The following is a 23547-nucleotide window of genomic DNA, read 5'->3' as shown; positions in this document are numbered from 1 at the left end:
AATCTTTTTTTATATTTTATTTCTTCATTTTTCTTATTTCATCAAATAGCTCAATAGCTGCATTTCTTGGTCCATCTTTTTCTTGTCCTTTTACTCCTAAACAAGTTTTAATCTGACCAACTTTAACTTTGTCTTGTTCAAACATTGCATTAAAATATTTTTCTATTATTATATTAGTTTCTGCTTGTTTTTGAGCTGGTCCAAAAGGATTTGCAAAAAATGATTCAACTAAGCCCTTCTCTGTAGTTGTTCCTTTTGCCATTCTTGCTCCAGCCTTAAACACTTTTATTGCTTCTTCAGGTGTTGTAAAATAATTTAAATATTTTTCTCCAGTTGTAACTTCATCATAATTATTTGCATAAAAGAAAAAGTCAACAGGATGTCCTTTCGTGATATCTTTATAAGAAGCTACTGGCACAACCAGTCTTGCATTAACCTTATCAGGATTCATAAATATACTTCTATCCATTTCTTTAAAAGCGTATCCTTGATCTAAATCATCTAATCTAACAAATGCCCCTATTTCAGTCCCATAGCCTACTATAACATCCCCTTCTAGTTTAAAGGTACCCATATCATCAAATATAATGGTCATATCAGATATATAATCTTCACTCAATCCTCTAAAAGCTTCCAAGCTTTCAGATTTTCCTGCTCCACTATCTCCCATTATAACGACATTTGCTTCATCACCACTTTTTAATACAATGTTTACCATTGAACCATGTATTGGTAGGTATCCACGTTTTATCATAATTAAATTATAAAGAGTTAATGTCATCTTTTTAATATATCCAAAATAATCAATTTTCTCTGAATGATTAACATATCCTAGCATTATATCATTTTGAGCATCATCAAAAAATACAGTTTTTAGTTCATCATCATCATCTTTAGCTCCAAAAACATAAATAATGTCTGGTTTTCTTCCTCTTGTTTCTTCACTTCTTGCCATCTCAAATAAATTACACAACGTTATTCCATGTTCCATAAAATCCCTATGAAAATAAATAAAAGTAAGTAATCCACCAATCTTAGCTGGATAACAAAACCAATGCTCTTTGTTTATTTGTGCATATTTTAATGGATTATAATTTATCTCAGTAAACATTCCATCTCTAGTATTCTTTTTAGGATAAGTAATAAATGGCGTTTCGAGTAAAATATGATCAATGAATGGAATTTCTTCTAATGCTTCATAACCATCGGGCCTTACCCATTCCATTTCATGAATCATAATACACGCATTCCCACCTGCTGGTATTTGTCTATATACTTTAGGTTGATATCCAACAACATGCATTTCAATTTTTCTATATAACTTTAATATAAGATTAGAAAAAATAGCATTTGCTTCTGTAAAGCTGACCGCTGCAAGACCTTGTTGTATCTTATATCTATGAACTATAGTATATCTTTCAAGTCTCCTCCAAAATAAATATAAATCTTCTATAAATGTTATGAATTTGTCTCTGTCTTCTAATAACTTGTAATAGGCTATACTTATTTCCACAACTTCTTCAACTGTCATAACAGTTAAATATTTTATTATCATTATTAAATCTCGTCTAATATCTATAAGGCTATCAGTTTCTAATGCCTGATTTAAATATCTATATACTAAAGAATTTTTCTTTTTTGTTCTTCTTAAATAAACTTCTAAAATTCGTCTGAATCCATCACTTTCCAATATAGATTCAAAACTATTACAGTATTTTGCTGTAAAATTTATCATTACTTTATCATTACTCATAGAAAATTCTTTTTTCATTTCCTCGCCCCCATATGAAATTTTACCAACTCAAATATTGCATTTTTATTTTATTTAATGCATATTTAATTAATTATAACATATTATTTGCAATATTCAACTTAACTTTTTTGCAATTATCATATATATGCTGATTACTTTATATGAATTTTTTAGATTAATTATATTTTAATTGGCCATAATAAGCCTTCTTCCCAATTATATTGATATTTTACTAATTATAAACATTCCATCAACATTTTATGAATATTTATTAAAAAAAGTATCCTACTCATTCGTCTTTTATATTCTTCTTTCTATTAATCAATTGGCATTAACTTAAGATTAAGCAATTATCATGTATAAAATCATTCTATTTATGACACAATCAATTAATATAATATTATTCTAAGGAGTAAAATATTACCTATGAACAAAATTTTTAATTTGAAAAATAAAAGTTTATTAGTTATTTTAATAATTTTAATCTTTTTCTCTTTTAAATTAGGCTACAATTATTTTATAGTTAAAGAAAATGAACCTTTTAAGCCAGATCCAAATATTATGTTAGTTCATTATATAGATGTAGGACAAGGAGATAGCATACTTATTCAAGTTAATAACAAAAATCTTTTAATAGATTCTGGTCCAAATAGTGATGAAAAAAAACTTTTTAATTATTTATCAAGTTTATATATAGATAAATTTGATTATGTGATTGCAACCCATCCTCATGAGGATCATATTGGAAATATGGCTAAGATAATAAAAGATTACAGTGTTTTAGAATTTTATGCTCCTAAGATTCAATCTACAACAAAAACCTTTGAAAAAATGTTAGATACATTAAAAAGTAAACATTTGAAGATTAATGTAATAAAAAAAGGTACAAATTCCATTGATTTGGGGCACAATACAAAAGTTACAGTCTTTTCACCTATTAAAGATTTTTATGAAGACTTAAATAATTATTCTCCAGTTATAAAAATCGAATATGGCAATACATCATTTCTCTTTACAGGTGACGCTCAAAAAGAAGTTGAAAAAGAAATACTTGATAATAATGAAAATATCACTGCTAATGTACTTAAAATTGGTCATCACGGTTCGTCAACTTCAACCAGTACTAATTTTCTTAAGAAAGTAAATCCGATGATTTCTGTTATTTCAGTAGGTAAAGACAATATCTATAATCATCCATATGAAGGTACTATCAACCTTTTAAATATGAATAAAATTACAATCTATAGAACGGATATAGATGGAAATATACTTCTTTACTCTGATGGTTATAAAATAACAAAAAAGCACTGAAAAATTATTAATTATATTTTCCAGTGCTCTCACATAATAAATTTTTTATAAATTAGAATCATCTTCTAATACTTCAACGTCCATAAGATCATCTTCAAATTGAGTATCTTTAATATTACTATTATTAAAGATATATTTTTTCCAATTAACATATATATAATATAAATTTATAACATCTTGTTCATTGTATAAAAGGATTTTTTCTATTTTCTCTTCTGGCATTCTTTTAAAATACCCTTTATCCTTCATGACTTTATGAAAGGTTTTAGCTAAATTAGATCCACTTATAACTTCTCCTTCTCTAAAAATACCAAAAACCTTTTCTAATTTTTTAAGACCGATAGATAAATTGTTAAACTTTTCATATTCTTTTTGAATATCAACAGAATCAAATTCTTCATCAAAGTTGTAATATATGCCATTTTCTTTAAAAAGATAATTTATAACTGTAAAATCATTATTTCCTGAAAAAGTGATTATCGCTTTTTTCCCTTTCTCTTTCATTTTCATAAAGTATTCTTTAGCAAGATATAATATATCTTTTGCCTCATCTCTATCTTCAATCATATATTGAGTAACTAGAATATTATTAGCTTTTTTATCATATTCACACGCTCCAAATACCCCAATACACTTTGGTTTTTTATAAACATAATGTTCAAGGTCAAAGAATATAACATCTTCAGGACCATATTCCTTATTTTGAGACTTCATAATATATTCATCTATATATTCTTCCACCTTGACTCTATTTTCACGAATAATCACAGTATCACTCTTTCCTATAAGAATTGTATATCTTCGATGTCTAAGTTATATATTACATCTTTCCTTTCAACAACAACATTAATCTTTTTAATTAATTCTCTATCTTTAATAACCTTTTGTAAAAGTTCTTTAGTTGGATTCATACAATAAGGATGCTTTACATTTTTAAACATTGTATAATCTCCTGCCGTATCACCATATGCATAACTTTCATTTAAATCTATATCATATTTTATTGCAAAATCATTAATCGCCTTTTTTTTACTTCTACTATCCCACATTGGAATTACTTCTCCAGTATATATACTATCTTTATCTATAATATATTTTGCACCAATATAATCCGTAAATCCATATTTCTTAGCCATCTCACTAACAAGTTCTGATGGTGATCCAGAAATTATAATTAAAATGTGACCATTGGCCTGGTGCCATTTAATTCTGTCCCTTGTAAAAGTATATACCCTATCACCCTTTTGTTCTACAACTTTTTTTGCTATATAATCCATTTGATATTTTTGTAAGCCTTTAACGGATTCAATATATATATCTATCATTTTTAAAAGATAATTATCATAATCCCCTTGTCTTTTATCCCATTTGGTGAAGTATGGTCTTACATCATTATACCATCTTTCTTCACCTATAATCTCATACTTTACCATCTTTTTGAATACTTCTGTTATTAAGCCTTCTCTGTATAAGGTTCCATCTAAATCAAAAAAAGCACCTACATTAGCCATAATCTCACATCCTTTTTTACTTATCTATTATACTTTATTTTTTTCTACTGGAAAAGCTTACAATAACCATAAAAAATATTTTTTTGTTAAAATATATTATAATAATTTAAATAACATAATTAAAACACTATCAAATTACTTTTTTATTGATAGTGTTCTTTAAAATTTATTTACTTATTCTATAAAAGTTGAAATTTCATCTATATTCTTTCTTACTTTCTTCCGTACACTACCATCTTCTGGATATCCTATAGCTATAACTAATCTAATTCTTTTAAATGCATTAACATTTAAAAGCTTTTTAAGCTCCTTTTCATTGAACCAACCTAAAATACATGTCCCAAGTCCTTGCTCTGTTGCTGCGAGGCATATGTGTTCCGTTGCAATACCCAAATCAATAGATCTATAATCTTGATGCTTCATTAAGGCACCTGCACGTGAAGTTAAATTTCCATTTTCTTCTATAACAATAATAAATGCTTGACATTGGGTAGTGAATTTATTCATAATCTTATCTTGAAGACAAGGTGCAACTTTAGCCGCTAATTCTTTATTGTTCACAACAATAAAGTGCCATGGCTGACTATTGCATGCTGATGGTGCTGCTTGAGCTGCTTCAATGCATTTTAATAGCTTTTCTTTTTCAACAGCTATATCTAAATACTTTCTACAACTTTGCCGTTTACTAACTAGTTCAAAAAAATTTTCCATAAAAATCTCCCTTATTATTTTTTAATAAATATCTATTTTCCAATTTTAGTATCATCAAGATTTTCTTCTTTAACAAGGCGAGGATTGCTATCTTTAAATTTAGAAAATAATTTTTCGTAATATATTTTTATAGTTGCCATTGTAGGAGAACCTAATAACATTCCTATAGGGCCTAAAAAACCGCCACCTATAGTAACTCCTAGAATAATTCCAAGAGGGCTAATCCCAACCTTTTTCCCAACAAGTTTTGGTTCAAGAAACCATGCATCAAATTGTTGAATACAAAGCAAAAGAACAAAAACAACAAACGCCTTCATAGGTGAAACAAATATAGCAACCGTCATCGCAACAATAACACCCATAAGCGGACCAAAATAAGGAATCATATTGGTTATCCCTACAATAAGCGCAATCAAAGGTGCATATGGTTCCCCAACAATTAATAATCCAAATAATGCTATAATACCAACAATTGAAGAATCTACGGCTTTTATTCCAATATAAAACCCGACCATTTTATTATATGTTCTAACAAAATTTATTATCCTATTCCCATTTTCTTCTTTAAAAATCATATATGTAATTCTTCTAGTATTCTTTAAAAGCCTTTCTTTATCAACTATAACATAAATTGAAATTAAAAAACCAAAAATTACAATCACTAAATTAGAGGTAAAAGAAAGTAAATACATAACTAATCCTTGCAATAATACAATTGCAATATTTCCTATTTGACCAGACATTTCCTGTAACTTTCCTAATAATCCTGCTTGCTCAATTAGTATTTTTATTCTTTCATTTTGTAAGGCTGTATTAATCCATTTCTGTATGATTTCTACATACTTAGGTACTTCCTTTGTTATATTGAGTATGCTGTCAATTATACTTGGAATAGTAAAAAATAAAATAATAAAAACTAAAGTAACAATCATCAAATAAGTAATTGCTATTGAAATTGCTCTCTTAACTTTTAATTTTCGCTCAAAAAAACTTATTACTGGATTTAATATATACGCACAAATCAAAGCATATATAAAAGGTGTCATAATTGTTACTATCTTTTTTAACAAGCTAAAAAAATAATCATAATTATCTATAAGCTTATATCCTATTACACCTATTAGTGCAAATATTAAAATATCTCTATACTTAATATTATTATTAAAAAACAATTCCTTTCAAATCCCTTCAAATAATTCGTTAGTTGTACCTAAATTATATCATATAATTATTTGCAAAATTATATCTTTCTAAATTATATCCAATAATTATATATTAAAATGCTTTATAAAAGAAAATTTTTCTTTATATAACGATATATTTATTTCATCATTTCATAAAAATTTCATAATATTTTTTCTAAAGTACCAATTCCAAGTAATTCTAATCCATTTTTTATAACCTGTAAAGCTGCTTTAACTAGGTTTAATCTAGCTACTTTTAATGTCTCATCTTCTAGATTCATCATAAAATACGGATCATAAAATTTCTCTAATCTTTTAGCGACTTCAATTATATATTTAGTTAAAATTGAAGGTTCTAATTTTTCTATTGTTAAAGTTATAATTTCATTAAAGTTACCTATTCTTTTCACTAATTCAAATTCTTCACTCGACGATAATTTCTTATAATCAGCCTTCCCTGTACATTTAACCCCTTTAATTAGAATACTACCCCAACTAGCGTAAGATGCTTGAACATACGGGCCATTTTCTCCATCAAATCCTAATATTTCATTCCAATCAAGAATAACATTATTTTCTTTTAAATTTTTGAGACAAGCAAACACTAATGCTTCAGCTTTAAACATATCCTTCATCAAAACAGTTGTCCAATCTCTCATAAATAGGTTTCTCTCTGAAAACTTAATTAATCCCAGTCCAATACAAATGCAATCTTTTGCCCATTCATACCCTACAAGCTCTAACACCTTAAATATTTGTTTATAATATAATTCTTGCGTACTATCAACTACATAAATATATTTATCGAAATTATAATATTTCTTTCTATAAATTACAGCTGCAATATCCCTAAGCGCATATGTAAATGTACCATCATCTTTTAAAATTATACATGGTGGCATATTATATTTCTTAAGATTAACAACCTTAACTCCATTACTTTCTACCAAAATTCCGTTTTCACTTAATTCATTTATCACCTGATTAATATTATTATTATTAACTGCCTCTTCAACTAGAAATTCAGTTACTAAAGACTTATCAAATTCCGTCCCAAAAGCCTCAGAATTAGATATTTCAATGACATTATATCCTTGCTTCTTATACATTCTAGTTAAAGCATTACCTATAACTTTAGTATAAAAGCTGCTTATCTGAAAAGAATTTTTTATGCACAGTTGAGAATACTCGATACATATTGTTTTTTCATTTCCACTATTTGATATCCCATATTCATCTCCTTCTTCTAAAACCTTCTCAATTATATTTTCTGCAAATACTCCCTTATCCACAAAAAAATTTAGATATGATCCTAGATTTTCAATTTTCTCAAAAACTTCTGTCACAATATTGTTTTTTAGATCTTCTGCTATTATATTAGGTACCTTTTTCATAACCTTTGATAATTGGAAGCATGGAAATGCATAATCTCCCATTTCTGGTTTTGGTGGTACTTCAATTAAACTTTTTATATTATCAAAATTCAAATCAACATAAGATTTTATTAATTCAACAATCTCACTTTTATAATCCATAAAGGTTCCTCCAAGTATATTAAAATAAAAAAATCAAAACTAAGGTCTAATCCTTCATATAAACTCAATATTTCCCCAATTTTTTTATATTCTATACTCAGTATAAAACAAACTAATGTTGCAATATATAGGAAATTGTATAAAATTAAATAATGTATAATTAGTATTTGGAGGGTTAATATGGAAAAGAAGAAAATATTAGTTGTTGAAGATGAATTTTCTATTAATGATACTTTAAAATTTGCTCTTTCAAAGGAAAACTTCGAAGTAAAAGGAGCTTATAATGGAGAAACTGCTTTGCAACTTTTCAAAGAATTTGAACCTCATTTAGTTTTATTGGATCTAATGCTTCCAGACATAAGTGGTTTTGAATTATGTAAAATCCTAAATCAAACAAGTTATGTTGTTATGCTTACTGCTAGAGATGATGTTATTGACAGAATATTGGGTATGGAAATAGGCGCAGATGACTACATAACAAAACCATTTGAAATAAGAGAAGTTATAGCTAGAATTAATGCTATTTTTAGACGGGCAAACAAAAATATTATTGCTAGCGAAAGTACTACTTCTTCGCCTTTTGAAAATAATAAAAGCAACGCTATTGTTGATAAGGTTGAAAAAGATGAAATTACAATTAATTTTGATACACGAACAGTAATAAGAGACGGTCGGGAACTTTTGCTAAAAAGAAAAGAATTTGATTTATTAAGTTATTTATATAAAAACAAAGGAATTGTTTTCACAAGACAGCAACTTTTAAATGAAGTATGGGGATATGACTATTATGGTGATACAAGAACTGTAGATGTTCACATAAGACGATTAAGGGCAAACCTTGGGGATGATAAAGAAAATTCTATAATAGAAACAGTTTTTGGTGTAGGATATGTAATAAGATAAAGGCATACAGTTAGGAAGTGAAAAATATGCTAAGAACACTAAAAGGAAAAATAATGACTGCTATTATTTTTGCTCTTATTATATTTAATCTTGGATTAAGTATTTTAATTTATAATACTTTCTATAAAAGTATTAAGAACAATATCAAGGATGATATGGAGAATATCAGTAAATTCAGTACAAGCACTTTAAAATACAGTTCTATGGTTATTGAGGATGACTCTAAAGTAAAAAATAAAACCGTCTATGAAATTAACAATAATTATGATTGCTATGTTGGGTTATATGATTCAAATAATAAATTAATAGATTGTAAAGGAAATGTATTACTTGAAAATAGTATTGATAATATATTAGAAAGTTCAAAAGGAAAAAGTTCAGTAATAATCTTCAATATAAAAAATGGATTAATTTCTACATACATATACCCTGTTTATCTTAATGGAAAATATGATTCAAGTTTAATCATACAAAAAAACTACGATGAGTATTACAATAGCATTAAGAACACAATGACAAATATAATAAGTGCACAAATTATCCTTTTTGTGGTCATAATAGGATCATTAAATTACTTTATAAACAGAATAATCAGTCCTTTAAAAAAGCTCAGCATGGAAATGAAAAAATATGGAGAAGGAAAAGATGTTGATAAAATTTCAGTACGATCTAAAGATGAAATTGGACAAGTAACTAATTCTTTTAATGAAATGATTGAAGAAAAGAAAAAATTAGAAAATATATCAAAAGACTTTTTTAACAATGCCACCCATGAACTCAAAACACCAGTTACTTCAATATATGGTTATGTCCAAATATTAGAAGAAGAAGATCTAAACAGTATGGATGAAGAATTTAAAAAAAGAGCTGTTAACCGCATAATGCTTGAATGTGGAAAGTTAAAAGAACTTATTCAAAAGCTTCTTGAAATTTCAAGATGTGGAGTTAGAAAAAAGGATATCAAACAAGAAGTGAAACTAAACACATTAATTTTAGACATTTGTGATAGATTGATTGACAGGAGCCGACGACTTAATAAAAAGTTCATTGCTAATATAGATGAAATTAGTATTTTAGCCGTAAAAGAAGATATTGAACATATAATTTTAAATTTAATAGATAATGCATTAAAATACTCAAAAGGTAAAGAAATATATATTTCACTGAAAAAATCTGATGCTGATACTTTTATATTTGAAACAAAAAATAAAATTTCTTCAATCCCCAAAAATATTTCCGAAAATTTATTAGAACCTTTTATTAAATATAATGAGTTTGATTGCAATATGGAAGAAAGCATCTCAAGTTCTGGCTTAGGATTATATTTATGTAATGAATTAGCACAAAAGAATATGCTGACTTTAAAATATAATATAGAAAATGATGAAATATCATTCTATTTATCAAGCTTAAATTAGTTATGAAAAAAGCCACTAGGCTTTTTTTCATTAATTCTAAATTATAGTTTTCTTTAACGAGCGATATTACAAGAATGTTACAAAAATATTAAATAAGTAACAACTAATATCCAAATCCTACAAGAACATTACAAAAATGTAAAAAGCATTGAAAGTATTTGAAATAGGTTTATTATGGGTAATGTACTAAGGGTACAAATCAAATATTTATTAAATTACTTTTATTTAGGAGGAATAGAAATGAAAAAAAAGATATTAAATCAATTAATTGCAGCTGCTTTAGTTTGCGGAAGTCTTTTAACAGTAGGAAATTTATCTGCCAATGCAGAAACAACATTAAACGGACTTAAAACAGAAAATGGACATACTTATTCTTATAACAATGGTGTAAAAGATACAAATCAATGGATCTTGTTTGGAGATGATAAGGGTTCAGTATGGCATTATTTTGATGAGAATGGTGAAATGGTAAAAAATAAAACTATTCTAGGTCCTAACAATAAAACTGAAGTTAAAATTGATGAAAATGGAGTAGGAGAAGTTAACTGGGAATATGGAGTAAATTGCAATTTTGATAATGGTAAGTGCTATTATTTAAATGCATCAGGGCAAAAAACAGGCTGGGTTGAAGATCAAGGTAAAATATATTATTACAATGAAAAGGGAGAAATGCTCAAAGACACAACTGTTAAAAATCAATTTGGAAAAGAAGTTAAGTTAAATAAAGATGGAGTACTTGTTGGTGAGCATGGATATGATATCATCGATGGAGTTGAAGTTACTTATGATAGTTCAGAAGCATATAAAAAGAGTCAAAAAGAGTGGAAACAAGTGGGAACTGACTGGACTTATAATGATGGAAATCAAAAGAAAGAACACTTAGCTAAAGGTTGGGAACAAATTAATGGAGTATGGTTCTATTTTAATGATAATGGAATAATGCAAAATAATACAACTATTAAAGATGGAAAAGGTAATGACTGCGTATTAAATGCAGATGGTGCATTAACTAATAGAACTAAGCCTGAAGAAGATCTAGAAAAAACAAAGGGTTATAGCCAAAAAGTTATCGATGGGAAAACATATTTTGTAGATGATAACGGAGTGAAAAAGATAGGATGGGTTATATATAATGGCAAATGGTATTATACAAACAAGGATGGTGTAATGCAAAAAGATACAGCTATAATAGAAGGCGAAAACAAATATGTTTTAGGTTCAGACGGGGTATGGATTCGATAATATATATATCAATTAAATTATTGTACCTCGCAATTAATTATCTACTAAATATAGTGCATTATATATGTACTTAATGCTATCCAATATATCTAAAAATCAACAAATGTAACTAATCAACATTAAATTAACAAAAATAAATTATTGTAAAAAAACTCTACAAATTAAATTATTAAAAGTCTATGAAAAGTTGTCAACTTAATACAGTTTCAAAGAAACTGATTAAATGTTGGCAATTTTTTAAATTTGTATAAAACTCAAGATTTCCAAATAAAATGCCATAACTTTGATAAAATTCCTTATCAAACGAATTATTTAACAATTATGTAATAAGTTTAGTTTATAATTGTTTAGATTAATAAAGATATCCAAAGCGAGAATTAGACTTATGCAACAATTACCGAAATCAGATACATTTATCTTCCACAGGACTAGTGAAATTTTCGCTGGATGGGTTCTAAGTGGAAGGTTGCACCCATATCTGCATGTTCCTAAAGTAAATTTATGACAAGCAGAAAATGGAACAACCTTCCACTAATAACCATCATCAGCTTAATTTCACATGCCTGCTTCCAGAAAAATGTATCTAATTTCTAGTGTAGTGTTACGATTATAATTTTTCAATGATTCATGTATATTCAATTTATAAGTTTGATTATTCATTTGGATATCTATATCAAATAAAAAAATATATAATAAATTCATGATTTATTTACATTATTAGTTTATTATGTATGCTTATTATATCGGGAGGAAAAATGAAAAAAACACTTAGTTTTATATTATTAATAATAATTATATTATCCTGTATATTTTACAAAGTATACATACTTAAAGGAAATGAAGAAATAGAAGTATTAAACGCAGATGTAAGTATAAATAATATAAAAAGTATTATTAATATTGAAAATGAAACCAATGATGATTTTGAAGAAATTCCGTTAGGTTATATTAATGGAAATATATATTTAATAAAATATGATAACATTAATAAAAAATTATATGATACTAATATATTTATTTTAGACAAAGCTGGAAATACAAATACATCTGGTATAAAGTTACCAGATGATTATTTAAACTTTAACTTAAATATTTATGGTGATAAGATCTTTGGAAAGAATAGCTACTTTAATTGGAAATCTGGAAAAGAATATCCCCTACTTTCCAATAAAGATGATCAATCACCTACTAGCTGGTATTCCATTTCTGGGAACAGTGATTATTTTTTATGCTCAAAAAACCTATCTCAGAAAATAGATTACATCTTATATAATATTAGCACCAACGATCAATATAAATTTGAATGTAGTTTTGATAGTGAAGATATTATTGGTGGAATATTTTATGATAACACGGCAAAAAATTTCTATGCTATTTGTCAAAACAATGTAGTAAAAAAAATAAACTTTGATGGCAGTAATTTTACGCTTGTAAAATATGATGATATAAAAATCAATAATTCTCAAAGCGAAGTTACTAATAACCATACTGGGAACTACTTAAAATATACATTTTGTTCAGAAGGTCAAGCATACATAGGTTTAGATTATAATGATAAAAACAAAGACACTATTAATCTTAATCAATATGACATAGCTGGCAAATTTATAGAACCATTAAGCAACATAACTCTATATGGATATGATAATTTTTATAAGGAATATATATTGATAAAAAAAGACGATAATAATAATTCTAACAAAATATATTTAGCTAAACTTGAAAAAAACGGCTTTGATATGCTTATAGAAATACCTAAGACTTATAGTGATGATAGTAATATTACTATTCATATGGTTGATTCAGAAAATGTACTAGTAAAAGAAGAATTTCATGATAAGGAAAATAAAAAAATTAAAAATAGGTATATTGTATATGATCTAGCTGAATATTTTCAAGATAACACAAATAAATTAAATGGTGACTATGATAAATTAACCTTGAAAAATACTTATAAAAATATTAATGACTTTAATAATTATGATTCTAATATTAAAAATAAGTTAAGTGAAGAAAATAAGAATCCTATAGAAAATACACAAGCCAAATCGCCACTAAATGAAAATACAATATCAAAAGATAAAGCAAGCAATAAAACTGCTTCTGAACAAAAGGATTATAGAGAATATGATTCATCCTGGAGAAAAGGAAATGGCGATTGGTATTATTATAAAAATAATGATGAAAAAGTAATAGGATGGTTAAAGACAGAAAAAGGCTGGTATTATTTTTACAAAGATGGAACCATGCAAAAGGATGCAATAGTTATTGGAGAAAACCATGAAGAATATGTATTAGGGCATGACGGATTGCTACAAAATCCAGATGCTTCCTTAAACTATGATTATGATGGAAGCAAAGAAAAAGCTCCAATTCCTAATAATAATAATAATAATAATAATGTTTCAAGTAGCACTACTAATAATAATACTACAACCTCAAACGATACGCATAATGTAACTGACAAATCTAATTCATCAATTGATACTAAAACCAATAAACAAACAAATAATGATACTAAAAAAGAAACTATAACAAAGAAATAACTTATTAAATAATCCGTCTCTTCTTAAGAGACGGATTATCCTTAGCACACTATTGATTGTATATTTACTATAATTTAAAAAACATGTAATACTACCGATACTAATCTTAATAAAAAATTCAATATTGCTGTTGAAAAAATACCTATTATTCTTCCTCCAAATAGAATTAATGCTATAAGAATTAGTGGCTGATATTGATAAAACTTATCTTGAAATTCATAAAAAATTCTTGGCTTAAAATATTTAATAATCTTGAATCCATCTAATGGTGGAACCGGAATTAAATTAAATAATCCTATACTAATATTAACAGAAAGTATATAAAATATCATATCATGCAAAACTTGTGCCACACCTTCTGATAACTTAAAATAAAAAACTTTAATGAACAATGCATATATTACAGTTGCTATAATAGCAACAATAAAATTTGAAATTGGTCCAGCTAAACTCACTTTCAAACTATCTTTACTAGGGTTTTTATATGCTGATGGATTTGTTTGCACTGGTTTTGCCCACCCAAATATAAAGAATACTGCCAAAATAAATCCAATAGGATCAAGATGTGCTGCTGGATTCAAAGTTACTCTTCCTTGAAATCTTGGTGTTTTATCTCCTAACTTATCTGCAACAAAAGCATGTGCAAATTCATGAACTGTAAATGCAACAATAAGTGCTGGTATTATGACAATCTTGTCATAAATTGATGTGTTTAAATTAAGTAAATCCATATAATTCTCCTTCTATTTTAATTTTTTTCACAAAATTATTTGCAATATTTCTTTAAAATGCATCAACTTATCCTCCCCCAATACATTTTTGGGTTTACTATTAACTGTTTATTCCAATAATGATATCATAAAAAATAAATTGTCACAACTTTGGATTTTTAACTCACACTTTTTTTATCCTACATAACTAACTTAATCACACAAAAGGTTAATTAATCAGAAAGAGTATCCAATTTCACATCAAATTTGAATACTCTTCTTTAAAATTATTTATCTTTTAAACTCTTATACGATAATTTTCCACTATTATCTTTTGTAGCAATAAAATCTTCCTTTATTTGAACAAGCTTACCTTCGTACTCAATTTCTTTTCCGGTAGTTAGATTTTTAACGCTTCCTTTAAGATTATCATTAATCAATATCTCACTGCTATTACTTAAATATATATCATCAGCATTAGCAACTGAATCAAGAGTAATCTTCTTCCATGTAGAGGTATCTTCATCAACCTTACCATATGTTATAGTTGCAATTTTATCTCCATTAAGTTCTCCCATATATACAACATCATTTTTATCTATTCCCAAAAGAATCAACTTCTTATTAGAATTAAAATTAAGCTGTTTATTAGGTGCTGTAACATAAAAGGTTCCTTTTATTTTATCTGCATATATTAACCTGTCAGCATGAGGAATAACTTGTATATTACCTAAAATATAAGTGTTAAGCTTAACCTCACTCATATCATTATTTCTATCTATTCTATAAACAGTATCCTTAGCTCCACCCTTATCAATATCAACATAGAATACCCCTGTAAAAACTGATGCACTTATTTTTTTAATTTTCATATTTTCCTGATATGCACATATCTCTTTAACAGGTGATTCTGAAGCATTAACTGCATCATATGTTATAAGTTGGATTTTAGCTTTACCATTTTTATTGACTTTCTCTACTATCATTAAAACATTTCTATCTGGAACCCAATCATAATAAAGTATAGTTCCTCCATTTTCTGTTTTAACCTGAGTACTTGTTCCTGTTTTAGTATCCTGCAAAAATAAATTTTCAGCTTCTTTATAACTTAAATATTTACCATTGTATGAAATATTAACATTTTCAGCCTTATCTGCTATTGTTGCTTTTATATCTTTAGTATTATCTTTTTTAATATTTAATGCATTACTTTTAAATTCTGAGTTCTGCTTAAATGCATGATTATTTAAAAAATATAAAACACCAATTTGAAGTATTATAGATAGCATTGCCCATGCAATTATCTTTTTAAATATCTTCATAACCTGCTCCCACCTTCTGTTTATTTAACAATAATTGCTGTTGCAATAGTTCTCTCTCCCATGCTGTTTGATGGTTTGTTTATTATATCACCATCATAATACATAGTCGTTGATTTTCCACCATCTAAATTAATAGCATTATAGGCACCCAATTGATACATAATATCTTGTACTTCCTTTACTGTCGCACCTAAGCTTCCAAGGTCATTTCCATCAATAACCATAAGAATTATTGAGCCATCTTTTTTTTGTCCTATTGCAGTCTTTGGTCTTATACCAAATCCACCATCTCCATTAATTGTTAACTTTTTACCACTAATAATTAATGCTGGGTAAAAACTTACTGCTTCTTGAACGCCTTGTTTCACAAGCTCATCTAAAGTATAATTACCTACCATCATTTTTCCTTCTTTAGTTATACCAAGACATGATACTTCTTTTCCACCAGTATCATCATTTTTAACTTTTCCACCAGTCATAACAATACCAGTTGGTACACCACCATTTCCTGTCCATGCCTGTGTTGATGATTGGTCAACAAATCCTCCTCCATTAATTGCCGCAATTGCTCCATTTTCTTCTGCAATTTGAGAAGTAGTTTCTCCTTCTACGCCTATCTTAGAAGTTACTCCAATCTTAACCCTTGTTGGATCTTTTACAATCATATAATAACCACTATATTTTGAATTACCTTCAATTGTCTGTATTTCTATTGTATCATCCTTAACCTTAGGAATATTTATTTGATCTAAATCAGTTTTCTCACCATTATCCTCAACTGAATTTTGTCCTTGAATTTCTGCTATTTTTGCATCTGACATAAACCATCTAGCCATAAATTGATAACTTGTTGAAGTCATAGCTGCACCAACATAAGTAGATTTTGCAACATCAAAAGGGCCATATAAAATCATAAATGGAAATGTACATGCTGAAAAAATCAATTCAAAAACCAAAAACATAACTATTGTCTTAATTGATATCTTTTTTTTGGATTTCTTTGATTTTTTTACTTTTAATTTCGGTTTTCTATTCACATTTTTATTTATATTCTTATTTTTATTCATTTTGCTATCCTCTCTAAAAAACGCCTTAAATACTGACGTTTATTTAAATTATACCAAACCCTATTATATATTATTTTTATTTATATTACAATAAGGTGATTTTTCCTGCAATTTATTCTCCTTCAGACTTAATTTTTACATATAATCAAATATTATTATGTTATAATCAATTTTAGGAGGTATTACTTTATGGAAGAAAAAATATTAAATGAACTAAAAAATGCTGATGACTATATTTCTGGTGAGATTTTAAGTTCAACTTTGCAGGTATCAAGAACTGCTATTTGGAAGCATATTAATAATTTAAAAGCTAAAGGTTATATTATAGAAGGAGTATCTAAGAAAGGCTATAAATTATTATCATCTCCAGATTTGATAGATAAAAGTAAAGTAATATCATTACTTGAAACATCACAAATTGGTAAAAATATAGTATATTTTACTGAAATAGATTCTACAAATATTAAAGCTAAAGAGCTTGCACAGCAAAATGTTGAGACTGGAAGCTTGATAGTTGCTGAGAAACAAACACTTGGAAGTGGACGATTCAATCGTGAGTGGGTTTCTCCAAATGGTGGTCTTTGGTTCACTTTAGTATTAAGGCCGAATATTTCTCCTATGGAAGCACCTAAAATAACTCAAATAGCTGCTGCTTCTGTATATAAGACCTTGAAAGACCTTAACATTGATGTAAATATAAAATGGCCTAATGATATACATTTAAATGGCAAAAAGCTATGTGGCATATTAGCAGAAATGAAATGTGATATGGATAGCGTTCATTATTTAGTATTGGGCATTGGCATGAACATTAATATAAATAGAGATGATTTTAATGATGATACAAATTCTATTGCTACATCTTTAAAAATTGAATTTAATAAACAATTTAGTAGAACAGAAATACTGTCTAGTTTTTTAAACCATTTTGAAAAATTGTATTTAAGATTTGTGAATCATCTTGATCTTTCTGAGACAATTTCAATTTGCAGAAATAATTCTAATATATTGGGAAAGCAAGCAAAATTAATTACATATAATAAAGAAGAAATAGTCACTTGTGTTTCTCTATCTGATGCTGGAGATCTTATTGTGAAGGATAGTCAAGGAAATGAAAAAGCAGTACTTACTGGGGAAATAAGCTTTAAAGGAATGTAATTAAGTTTACAGTTGAGGTAGAAATCCATTAGGGGATTTCTAAAATATATATGTCTAAGAAGAAAAGCCTTAAGCTTTTCTTCTTACTCTTTACATTATTAAATGTAAAGACTACATCTTTAATTGAATATATATGAGATAAGTTGTGAGATTGAGTGAATATTCCTAAACATATTTTCAGAAAATTATCATCGCCTTGTCACTTATCACACTTTACTAATTTTTATTATATATATTGCAGTTCAGCACTTAAAGATTTCCAATGGAAATTAACCTTGGTTTATCATTGAGCATTTAACATTAATATAATTGCAATATATATCATTAATTAGGAATAACTTTCTTTATGTGTTCCTTTAATACCTTTGCTGATTCTTGTAATTTTCCTAACTCTTCAGCATCTTTTATCACTGGATTTACAATTCCTACAACTCCTGTGCTATTAACAATTGTTGGTACCGCAAGATATACATCATCAATTCCATACTCACCTTGCATTAAACATGATACAGTTAAAATTGCATTTTCATCTCTTAAAATAGCTTCAACTATTCTGTTTACAGCTAATGCCACTGCAAAATAAGTTGCATTCTTTCTAGATATTATTTCATAAGCAGCATTTTTAACATCATTTTCAATTACTGCCTTCACTTGTTCATCCCATTCTAAGTCAAATTTATCAGCATACTCATCTAATGTTCCACCTGCTATACTTGCTGTACTCCAGCTAACAACTTCACTATCCCCATGCTCCCCTAAAACATATGCATGAATATCATTGTTATTTACATTAAAATACTTTCCTACGACATATTTTAATCTTGATGAATCTAACACTGTACCTGATGCAATAACTCTTTCCCTAGGGAACCCAGATAATTTATATGTTATATATGCTAATACATCACAAGGGTTAGATACAACTAATAAAATTGCATTTGGACTTGCCGCTGCTATTTGTGGAACAAAACTTTTAAATATTTTATAGTTTTTTTCAATTAAGTCTAATCTTGTTTCCCCTTCCTTTTGAGCTGCGCCTGCTGTAATTATTACAATATCTGAATCCTTAGTTTCTTCAATACTTCCTGCATAAATACTTACTGGCTTTACAAAGGATGTACCATGAACTAAATCCATTACTTCTCCCATAGCTTTATCCATATTTATATCAAATAAACATATTTCTGTTGCCACTCCACTATTCATCAAAGCATAAGCTGCTGTTGCTCCTACAAATCCAGCTCCTATTACAGATATTTTACGTTTTCTATCAATCATTATTAATTCCTCCTTAAGTTATGCAATTATATATTGCAATTACAAATATTAAATTATCGATCATTTCTTGTCAATTATAATTAGACTAAACCTTTCCCAATTAAATTTATGGCTGAATATATTTAAACAATATATAAAACTTTTTATTAATTAATAGTTATTATCAATTATAACTCAATTGAATTTTTTCGTAAATACTATATAATTAAATTTAACCATATAATAATTAATTTATAACTTGGATGTTTATATTTTTAAATATCCTTCTTGCAAAGATGGAGGTACACTTTAATGAAATTACTATTTTTTGATACAGAAACTACTAGCATAAAGCCAGGAAGCATCTGCCAACTAAGCTATATAACTGTTGATGCTAGTGTAAAACCTCAAGTGACAACTGGCAGAAACTTTTTCTTTACAGTAGAAGAAATGGATCCTTCTGCTGAAGAAATACATGGTTTTTCCCTTGAAAAACTATACGATTTATCAAATGGGCGATATTTTGAAGATTTAGTTCCAGAATTTATTGATGATTTTATAAATTCTGATTTCATAATTGGACATAATGTTAATTTTGATATTAGATTTTTAAAACATGAGTTATCATTATTAGGTGAAGATTTTATTCCTAAAAATGTTTTCTGTACAATGGCTTATTATAGAGACATATGCAGAATTCCAAAAGCTAATGGTGAAATTAAAAATCCTAAACTATCAGAAGTGATTGAATGGCTCAATATTTCAAGCACTCAAATTGCCGAAACCTCTGAAAAATTGTTTGAAGGTAGTGGAAATTATCATGATGCTAGATTTGATACAGCTGCAACTTATTTAACTGTAATAGAAGGCTTAAAAAAAGGCCATTTCCCAAAAGGCTATTTTTCAAATCTTCTAAAAGCTTCTGATAGAAAATAACTAAGATAAAATTTAAATCTATATTTTTATTGTTAACACCTCATTAATAAAAGCATATAATATATTATAATTTATTGACTATCCATGATTTTCTATTTTATTGACTTTAAATTAGGCAATTTTAATCTATGTTAGTCTTGTTTAAAATATTAATGAGGTGATTATATGGAAAAATATGTTTGTGAAGTATGCGGATATATTTATGACCCAAAACTTGGTGACCCTGATGGTGGCATTGAACCTTATGTAGATTTTAATGATTTGCCTGATTGTTGGGTGTGTCCTATTTGTTCTTTTAACAAAGATAATTTTTCTATGCTTGAATGATTTCTATTGTAAATGTTTTACTTAGTTATTAATAAAACCCAATTGCAATTCTAATTATTCTATCTAACTAAATCCTAAAGAGAAAGACTATAGGAACATAAATATTATGTTCCTATAGTCTTTTTCAGTTCACAGTTTACAAGTTACAATTTACAATTACTTATGTAAAGTACATGAAGAAAAGCCCTAAGCTTTTCTTCATACACATATATTTCAGAAATCCCTTAATGGATTTCCTCCTCAACTGTAAACTACTGCACTGTTAACTGATAACTGTCTTAAATGCTTTCATGGAAAGTTCTACTTATAACTTCTAATTGTTGTTCCTTAGATAATCTGCTAAAGTTAACAGCATATCCTGAAACTCTTATTGTTAAAGTTGGATATTTATCTGGATTTTCCATTGCATCAATCAAGGTTTGTCTATTAAGAACATTAACATTTAAGTGATGTGCTCCTTGTACAAAATATCCATCTAGTATTGCTACTAGGTTAGTAATTTTTTGATTTTCATCTTTTCCCAAGGCATCTGGTACTATTGAAAAAGTATTTGACACTCCATCCTGACAGATTTCATTATATGGTATCTTAGCCACTGAATTTAATGATGCTAATGCTCCATTTATATCTCTTCCATGCATTGGATTTGCTCCTGGTGCTAATGGTTCACCTTTCTTTCTTCCATCCGGAGTTGTTCCTGTTTTCTTTCCATACATAACATTTGAAGTTATTGTTAATGCTGATAATGTGTGTTTTGCATTTCTGTATAAAGGATGTTTCTTAAGTTCATTTGAGAATCTAGTAACTAATTCAACACCTAAATCATCTGCTCTATCATCATCATTTCCGTACTTAGGGAAATCACCTTCAACTTCAAAGTCTACTGTTATACCTGCTTCATTTCTGATTGGCTTAACCTTTGCAAATTTTATTGCTGACAAGGAATCTATAGCTACTGAAAGACCTGCTATTCCAAAAGCCATTAATCTTTCTACTGCTGTATCATGAAGTGCCATTTGCCCTGCTTCATAAGCATATTTATCATGCATAAAGTGAATTACGTTCATTGTATCTACATAAACCTTTGCAACATATTCTAATACTTTATTATAATTTTCTTTAACCTTCTTAAAGTCTAAAATCTCATCTTTTATTGGTTCAATTCCTGGTATAACCTTAATTCCCTTTAATTCATCTACTCCACCATTAATTGCATATAAAAGTGATTTAGCAATATTCGCTCTAGCTCCAAAGAATTGCATTTGTATGCCTACCTTCATAGCTGATACACAACATGCTATGGCATAATCATCACCATAAACTGGTCTCATAACTTCATCATTTTCATATTGAATAGAATCTGTTTTTATTGAAATTTCTGCACAATACTTCTTAAAGTTTTCTGGTAACTTATCTGACCATAAAACTGTTAAGTTTGGTTCTGCTGAAGTTCCAAGATTAATTAAAGTATGAAGATATCTAAAAGAGTTCTTAGTTACAAGTGACTTACCACTTATTCCCATTCCGCCAATTGATTCTGTTACCCATGTAGGATCCCCACCAAATAATTCATTGTATTCTGGAGTTCTTAAGTGTCTAACCAATCTTAATTTTATAATTAATTGATCTACAATTTCTTGAGCTTCTTTTTCTGTTATAACTCCCGCTTCTAGATCTCTTTCAAGATATATATCTAAGAAGGTTGAAGTTCTTCCAAAAGAAGTTGCTGCTCCATTGTTTTCTTTAATTCCTGCTAAATATCCAAAATATAAATGTTGAGCTGCTTCTTTTGCATTTGCAGCTGGTTTTGATATATCTATCCCATATTTAGTTGCCATAGATTTAATTTCACTTAAAGCTCTGATTTGCATTGACACTTCTTCTCTTTTTCTTACCAATTCATCAAGCATATCTCCATTTAAATTATCTAAATCTCTTTTCTTTTCTTCTATTAAATAATCAATTCCATAAAGAGCTACTCTTCTATAATCTCCTATTATTCTTCCTCTTCCATAAGCATCTGGAAGTCCTGTTAAAAGACCTGCACTTCTTGCTGCTCTGATTTCTTTTGTATATCCATCAAAAACTCCTTCATTATGAGTTTTTCTGTACTTAGAAAAATGCTTTTCTATTTCTGGATCTAATTCATAGCCATATTCCTTTAAGGAACTTTGAACCATTCTAAGTCCACCAAATGGATTTACTATTCTCTTTAGTGGTGCATCTGTTTGAAGTCCAACTATAACTTCATTATCTTTATCAATATATCCTGCTTCGTAGTTATCAATTCCTGATACTCTATCTGTCGCAACATCAATTATTCCTTTTTTAACTTCTTCAACTATAAGAGCATAGGCTTTTTCCCACACTTTACTTGTCTTTTCAGTTTTATCTTCTAAGAAGCTTGAATCACCTTCGTATAATTTATAATTTTTTTGTATAAAGTTCCTTACATCTATTCCTTCTTGCCAAGTTCCTTCTTTAAAGCCTTCCCATTGTTTAAACATAATTATCTCCTCCTAATATAATAAAAAATACTAATCTATCTAATCATATTTTTAATTCATACTAATATTGTATACTTAGCCTCTCCTTTCTGTCAATGAAAATAATTCTCAATCAATAACACTTTTCATATATTTTAATATGATTAACT

Annotated in this window: 19 protein-coding genes; 8 read left to right on the top strand and 11 right to left on the bottom strand. The window is 27.6% G+C overall.

All coding sequences use genetic code 11. From position 1 onward, the window contains the following. Positions 1-16: 16 nt before the first annotated feature. Positions 17-1771 carry a phosphoenolpyruvate carboxykinase (ATP) gene (locus CSPA_RS05450; RefSeq protein WP_015391213.1) on the bottom strand — a complete coding sequence of 585 codons (1755 nt, stop codon included), beginning with the start codon at positions 1769-1771 and terminating at the stop codon, positions 17-19. Between the two features lie 408 nt (positions 1772-2179). Between CSPA_RS05450 and CSPA_RS05445 the strand changes: the two genes are divergently transcribed. Next, the gene (locus CSPA_RS05445; RefSeq protein WP_015391212.1) at positions 2180-3064 is read left to right on the top strand and encodes a ComEC/Rec2 family competence protein; all 885 of its coding nucleotides are present in this window, start codon (positions 2180-2182) and stop codon (positions 3062-3064) included. A 45-nt stretch (positions 3065-3109) separates the two neighbouring features. Here the strand turns inward: CSPA_RS05445 and CSPA_RS05440 are convergent, their stop codons facing one another. The 5 genes from CSPA_RS05440 to argS form a co-directional block, all read right to left on the bottom strand. Further along, positions 3110-3832 carry a ribonuclease H-like domain-containing protein gene (locus tag CSPA_RS05440; protein WP_015391211.1) on the bottom strand — a complete coding sequence of 241 codons (723 nt, stop codon included), beginning with the start codon at positions 3830-3832 and terminating at the stop codon, positions 3110-3112. Positions 3833-3846: 14 nt separating this feature from the next. Continuing rightward, positions 3847-4575 (bottom strand): HAD-IB family hydrolase, encoded by a 729-nt coding sequence (locus CSPA_RS05435; protein WP_015391210.1) that lies wholly within the window; start codon positions 4573-4575, stop codon positions 3847-3849. 174 nt (positions 4576-4749) lie between these two features. Then, on the bottom strand, positions 4750-5286 hold the full coding sequence (locus CSPA_RS05430; protein ID WP_015391209.1) for a nitroreductase family protein: 537 nt from the start codon (positions 5284-5286) through the stop codon (positions 4750-4752). Positions 5287-5318: 32 nt separating this feature from the next. After that, positions 5319-6458 carry an AI-2E family transporter gene (locus CSPA_RS05425; RefSeq protein WP_015391208.1) on the bottom strand — a complete coding sequence of 380 codons (1140 nt, stop codon included), beginning with the start codon at positions 6456-6458 and terminating at the stop codon, positions 5319-5321. 173 nt (positions 6459-6631) lie between these two features. Beyond that, complete coding sequence (argS, locus tag CSPA_RS05420) at positions 6632-8005, bottom strand: arginine--tRNA ligase domain-containing protein (RefSeq protein WP_015391207.1); 1374 nt, start codon at positions 8003-8005, stop codon at positions 6632-6634. A 180-nt stretch (positions 8006-8185) separates the two neighbouring features. Here argS and CSPA_RS05415 point away from each other — a divergent pair, with 180 nt between their 5' ends. The 4 genes from CSPA_RS05415 to CSPA_RS05400 all read left to right on the top strand — a co-directional run bounded on the left by CSPA_RS05415 (position 8186) and on the right by CSPA_RS05400 (position 14114). Then, on the top strand, positions 8186-8908 hold the full coding sequence (locus CSPA_RS05415) for a response regulator transcription factor (RefSeq protein WP_015391206.1): 723 nt from the start codon (positions 8186-8188) through the stop codon (positions 8906-8908). 26 nt (positions 8909-8934) lie between these two features. Further along, the gene (locus tag CSPA_RS05410) at positions 8935-10326 is read left to right on the top strand and encodes a sensor histidine kinase (protein ID WP_015391205.1); all 1392 of its coding nucleotides are present in this window, start codon (positions 8935-8937) and stop codon (positions 10324-10326) included. A 240-nt stretch (positions 10327-10566) separates the two neighbouring features. After that, positions 10567-11568: an N-acetylmuramoyl-L-alanine amidase family protein gene (locus tag CSPA_RS05405; RefSeq protein WP_017810801.1), complete on the top strand. Its 1002-nt coding sequence runs from the start codon at positions 10567-10569 to the stop codon at positions 11566-11568. Positions 11569-12323: 755 nt separating this feature from the next. Further along, positions 12324-14114, top strand: coding sequence for a hypothetical protein (locus tag CSPA_RS05400; protein WP_015391203.1), 1791 nt, complete (start codon positions 12324-12326; stop codon positions 14112-14114). A gap of 74 nt (positions 14115-14188) precedes the next feature. Here the strand turns inward: CSPA_RS05400 and CSPA_RS05395 are convergent, their stop codons facing one another. The 3 genes from CSPA_RS05395 to CSPA_RS05385 all read right to left on the bottom strand — a co-directional run bounded on the left by CSPA_RS05395 (position 14189) and on the right by CSPA_RS05385 (position 17213). After that, positions 14189-14845 (bottom strand): site-2 protease family protein, encoded by a 657-nt coding sequence (locus CSPA_RS05395; RefSeq protein WP_015391202.1) that lies wholly within the window; start codon positions 14843-14845, stop codon positions 14189-14191. Between the two features lie 266 nt (positions 14846-15111). Next, positions 15112-16146: a hypothetical protein gene (locus tag CSPA_RS05390; protein WP_015391201.1), complete on the bottom strand. Its 1035-nt coding sequence runs from the start codon at positions 16144-16146 to the stop codon at positions 15112-15114. A gap of 20 nt (positions 16147-16166) precedes the next feature. Continuing rightward, positions 16167-17213 (bottom strand): phosphodiester glycosidase family protein, encoded by a 1047-nt coding sequence (locus CSPA_RS05385; protein ID WP_015391200.1) that lies wholly within the window; start codon positions 17211-17213, stop codon positions 16167-16169. A 189-nt stretch (positions 17214-17402) separates the two neighbouring features. On the opposite strand from CSPA_RS05385, the gene CSPA_RS05380 reads away from it, so the two are divergent. After that, a complete protein-coding gene (locus CSPA_RS05380) occupies positions 17403-18371 on the top strand; it encodes a biotin--[acetyl-CoA-carboxylase] ligase (protein WP_015391199.1) in 969 nt (322 codons plus the stop codon). A 324-nt stretch (positions 18372-18695) separates the two neighbouring features. On the opposite strand, the gene CSPA_RS05375 is transcribed toward CSPA_RS05380, so the two are convergent. Beyond that, positions 18696-19649, bottom strand: coding sequence for an L-lactate dehydrogenase (locus tag CSPA_RS05375; protein WP_015391198.1), 954 nt, complete (start codon positions 19647-19649; stop codon positions 18696-18698). A gap of 291 nt (positions 19650-19940) precedes the next feature. Here CSPA_RS05375 and CSPA_RS05370 point away from each other — a divergent pair, with 291 nt between their 5' ends. Both CSPA_RS05370 and CSPA_RS05365 read left to right on the top strand, forming a co-directional pair. After that, positions 19941-20564, top strand: a complete 624-nt coding sequence (locus tag CSPA_RS05370; protein WP_015391197.1) for a 3'-5' exonuclease — start codon at positions 19941-19943, stop codon at positions 20562-20564. A 165-nt stretch (positions 20565-20729) separates the two neighbouring features. Next, entirely contained in the window at positions 20730-20891 is a 162-nt protein-coding gene (locus CSPA_RS05365) for a rubredoxin (RefSeq protein WP_015391196.1), read from the top strand. A 278-nt stretch (positions 20892-21169) separates the two neighbouring features. Here the strand turns inward: CSPA_RS05365 and pflB are convergent, their stop codons facing one another. Next, positions 21170-23398 (bottom strand): formate C-acetyltransferase, encoded by a 2229-nt coding sequence (gene pflB / locus CSPA_RS05360; RefSeq protein ID WP_015391195.1) that lies wholly within the window; start codon positions 23396-23398, stop codon positions 21170-21172. Positions 23399-23547: the final 149 nt, after the last annotated feature.

The sequence above is a fragment of the Clostridium saccharoperbutylacetonicum N1-4(HMT) genome, from assembly GCF_000340885.1.
GTDB classification, from domain to species: Bacteria; Bacillota; Clostridia; order Clostridiales; family Clostridiaceae; genus Clostridium; species Clostridium saccharoperbutylacetonicum.
Note: the sequence above shows the minus strand (reverse complement) of the source record. Positions and strands in the feature narration are given on the sequence as shown.

Excerpts from the sequence above, each read along its gene's own strand:
- CSPA_RS05370 (WP_015391197.1), top strand. The coding sequence starts at position 19,941 with ATGAAATTACTATTTTTTGATACAGAAACTACTAGCATAAAGCCAGGA.
- CSPA_RS05400 (WP_015391203.1), top strand. The coding sequence starts at position 12,324 with ATGAAAAAAACACTTAGTTTTATATTATTAATAATAATTATATTATCC.
- CSPA_RS05430 (WP_015391209.1), bottom strand. The coding sequence starts at position 5,286 with ATGGAAAATTTTTTTGAACTAGTTAGTAAACGGCAAAGTTGTAGAAAG.
- CSPA_RS05450 (WP_015391213.1), bottom strand. The coding sequence starts at position 1,771 with ATGAAAAAAGAATTTTCTATGAGTAATGATAAAGTAATGATAAATTTT.
- CSPA_RS05385 (WP_015391200.1), bottom strand. The coding sequence starts at position 17,213 with ATGAATAAAAATAAGAATATAAATAAAAATGTGAATAGAAAACCGAAA.
- CSPA_RS05395 (WP_015391202.1), bottom strand. The coding sequence starts at position 14,845 with ATGGATTTACTTAATTTAAACACATCAATTTATGACAAGATTGTCATA.
- CSPA_RS05410 (WP_015391205.1), top strand. The coding sequence starts at position 8,935 with ATGCTAAGAACACTAAAAGGAAAAATAATGACTGCTATTATTTTTGCT.
- CSPA_RS05405 (WP_017810801.1), top strand. The coding sequence starts at position 10,567 with ATGAAAAAAAAGATATTAAATCAATTAATTGCAGCTGCTTTAGTTTGC.
- pflB (WP_015391195.1), bottom strand. The coding sequence starts at position 23,398 with ATGTTTAAACAATGGGAAGGCTTTAAAGAAGGAACTTGGCAAGAAGGA.
- CSPA_RS05435 (WP_015391210.1), bottom strand. The coding sequence starts at position 4,575 with ATGGCTAATGTAGGTGCTTTTTTTGATTTAGATGGAACCTTATACAGA.
- CSPA_RS05365 (WP_015391196.1), top strand. The coding sequence starts at position 20,730 with ATGGAAAAATATGTTTGTGAAGTATGCGGATATATTTATGACCCAAAA.
- CSPA_RS05375 (WP_015391198.1), bottom strand. The coding sequence starts at position 19,649 with ATGATTGATAGAAAACGTAAAATATCTGTAATAGGAGCTGGATTTGTA.
- CSPA_RS05445 (WP_015391212.1), top strand. The coding sequence starts at position 2,180 with ATGAACAAAATTTTTAATTTGAAAAATAAAAGTTTATTAGTTATTTTA.
- CSPA_RS05380 (WP_015391199.1), top strand. The coding sequence starts at position 17,403 with ATGGAAGAAAAAATATTAAATGAACTAAAAAATGCTGATGACTATATT.
- CSPA_RS05415 (WP_015391206.1), top strand. The coding sequence starts at position 8,186 with ATGGAAAAGAAGAAAATATTAGTTGTTGAAGATGAATTTTCTATTAAT.
- argS (WP_015391207.1), bottom strand. The coding sequence starts at position 8,005 with ATGGATTATAAAAGTGAGATTGTTGAATTAATAAAATCTTATGTTGAT.
- CSPA_RS05390 (WP_015391201.1), bottom strand. The coding sequence starts at position 16,146 with ATGAAGATATTTAAAAAGATAATTGCATGGGCAATGCTATCTATAATA.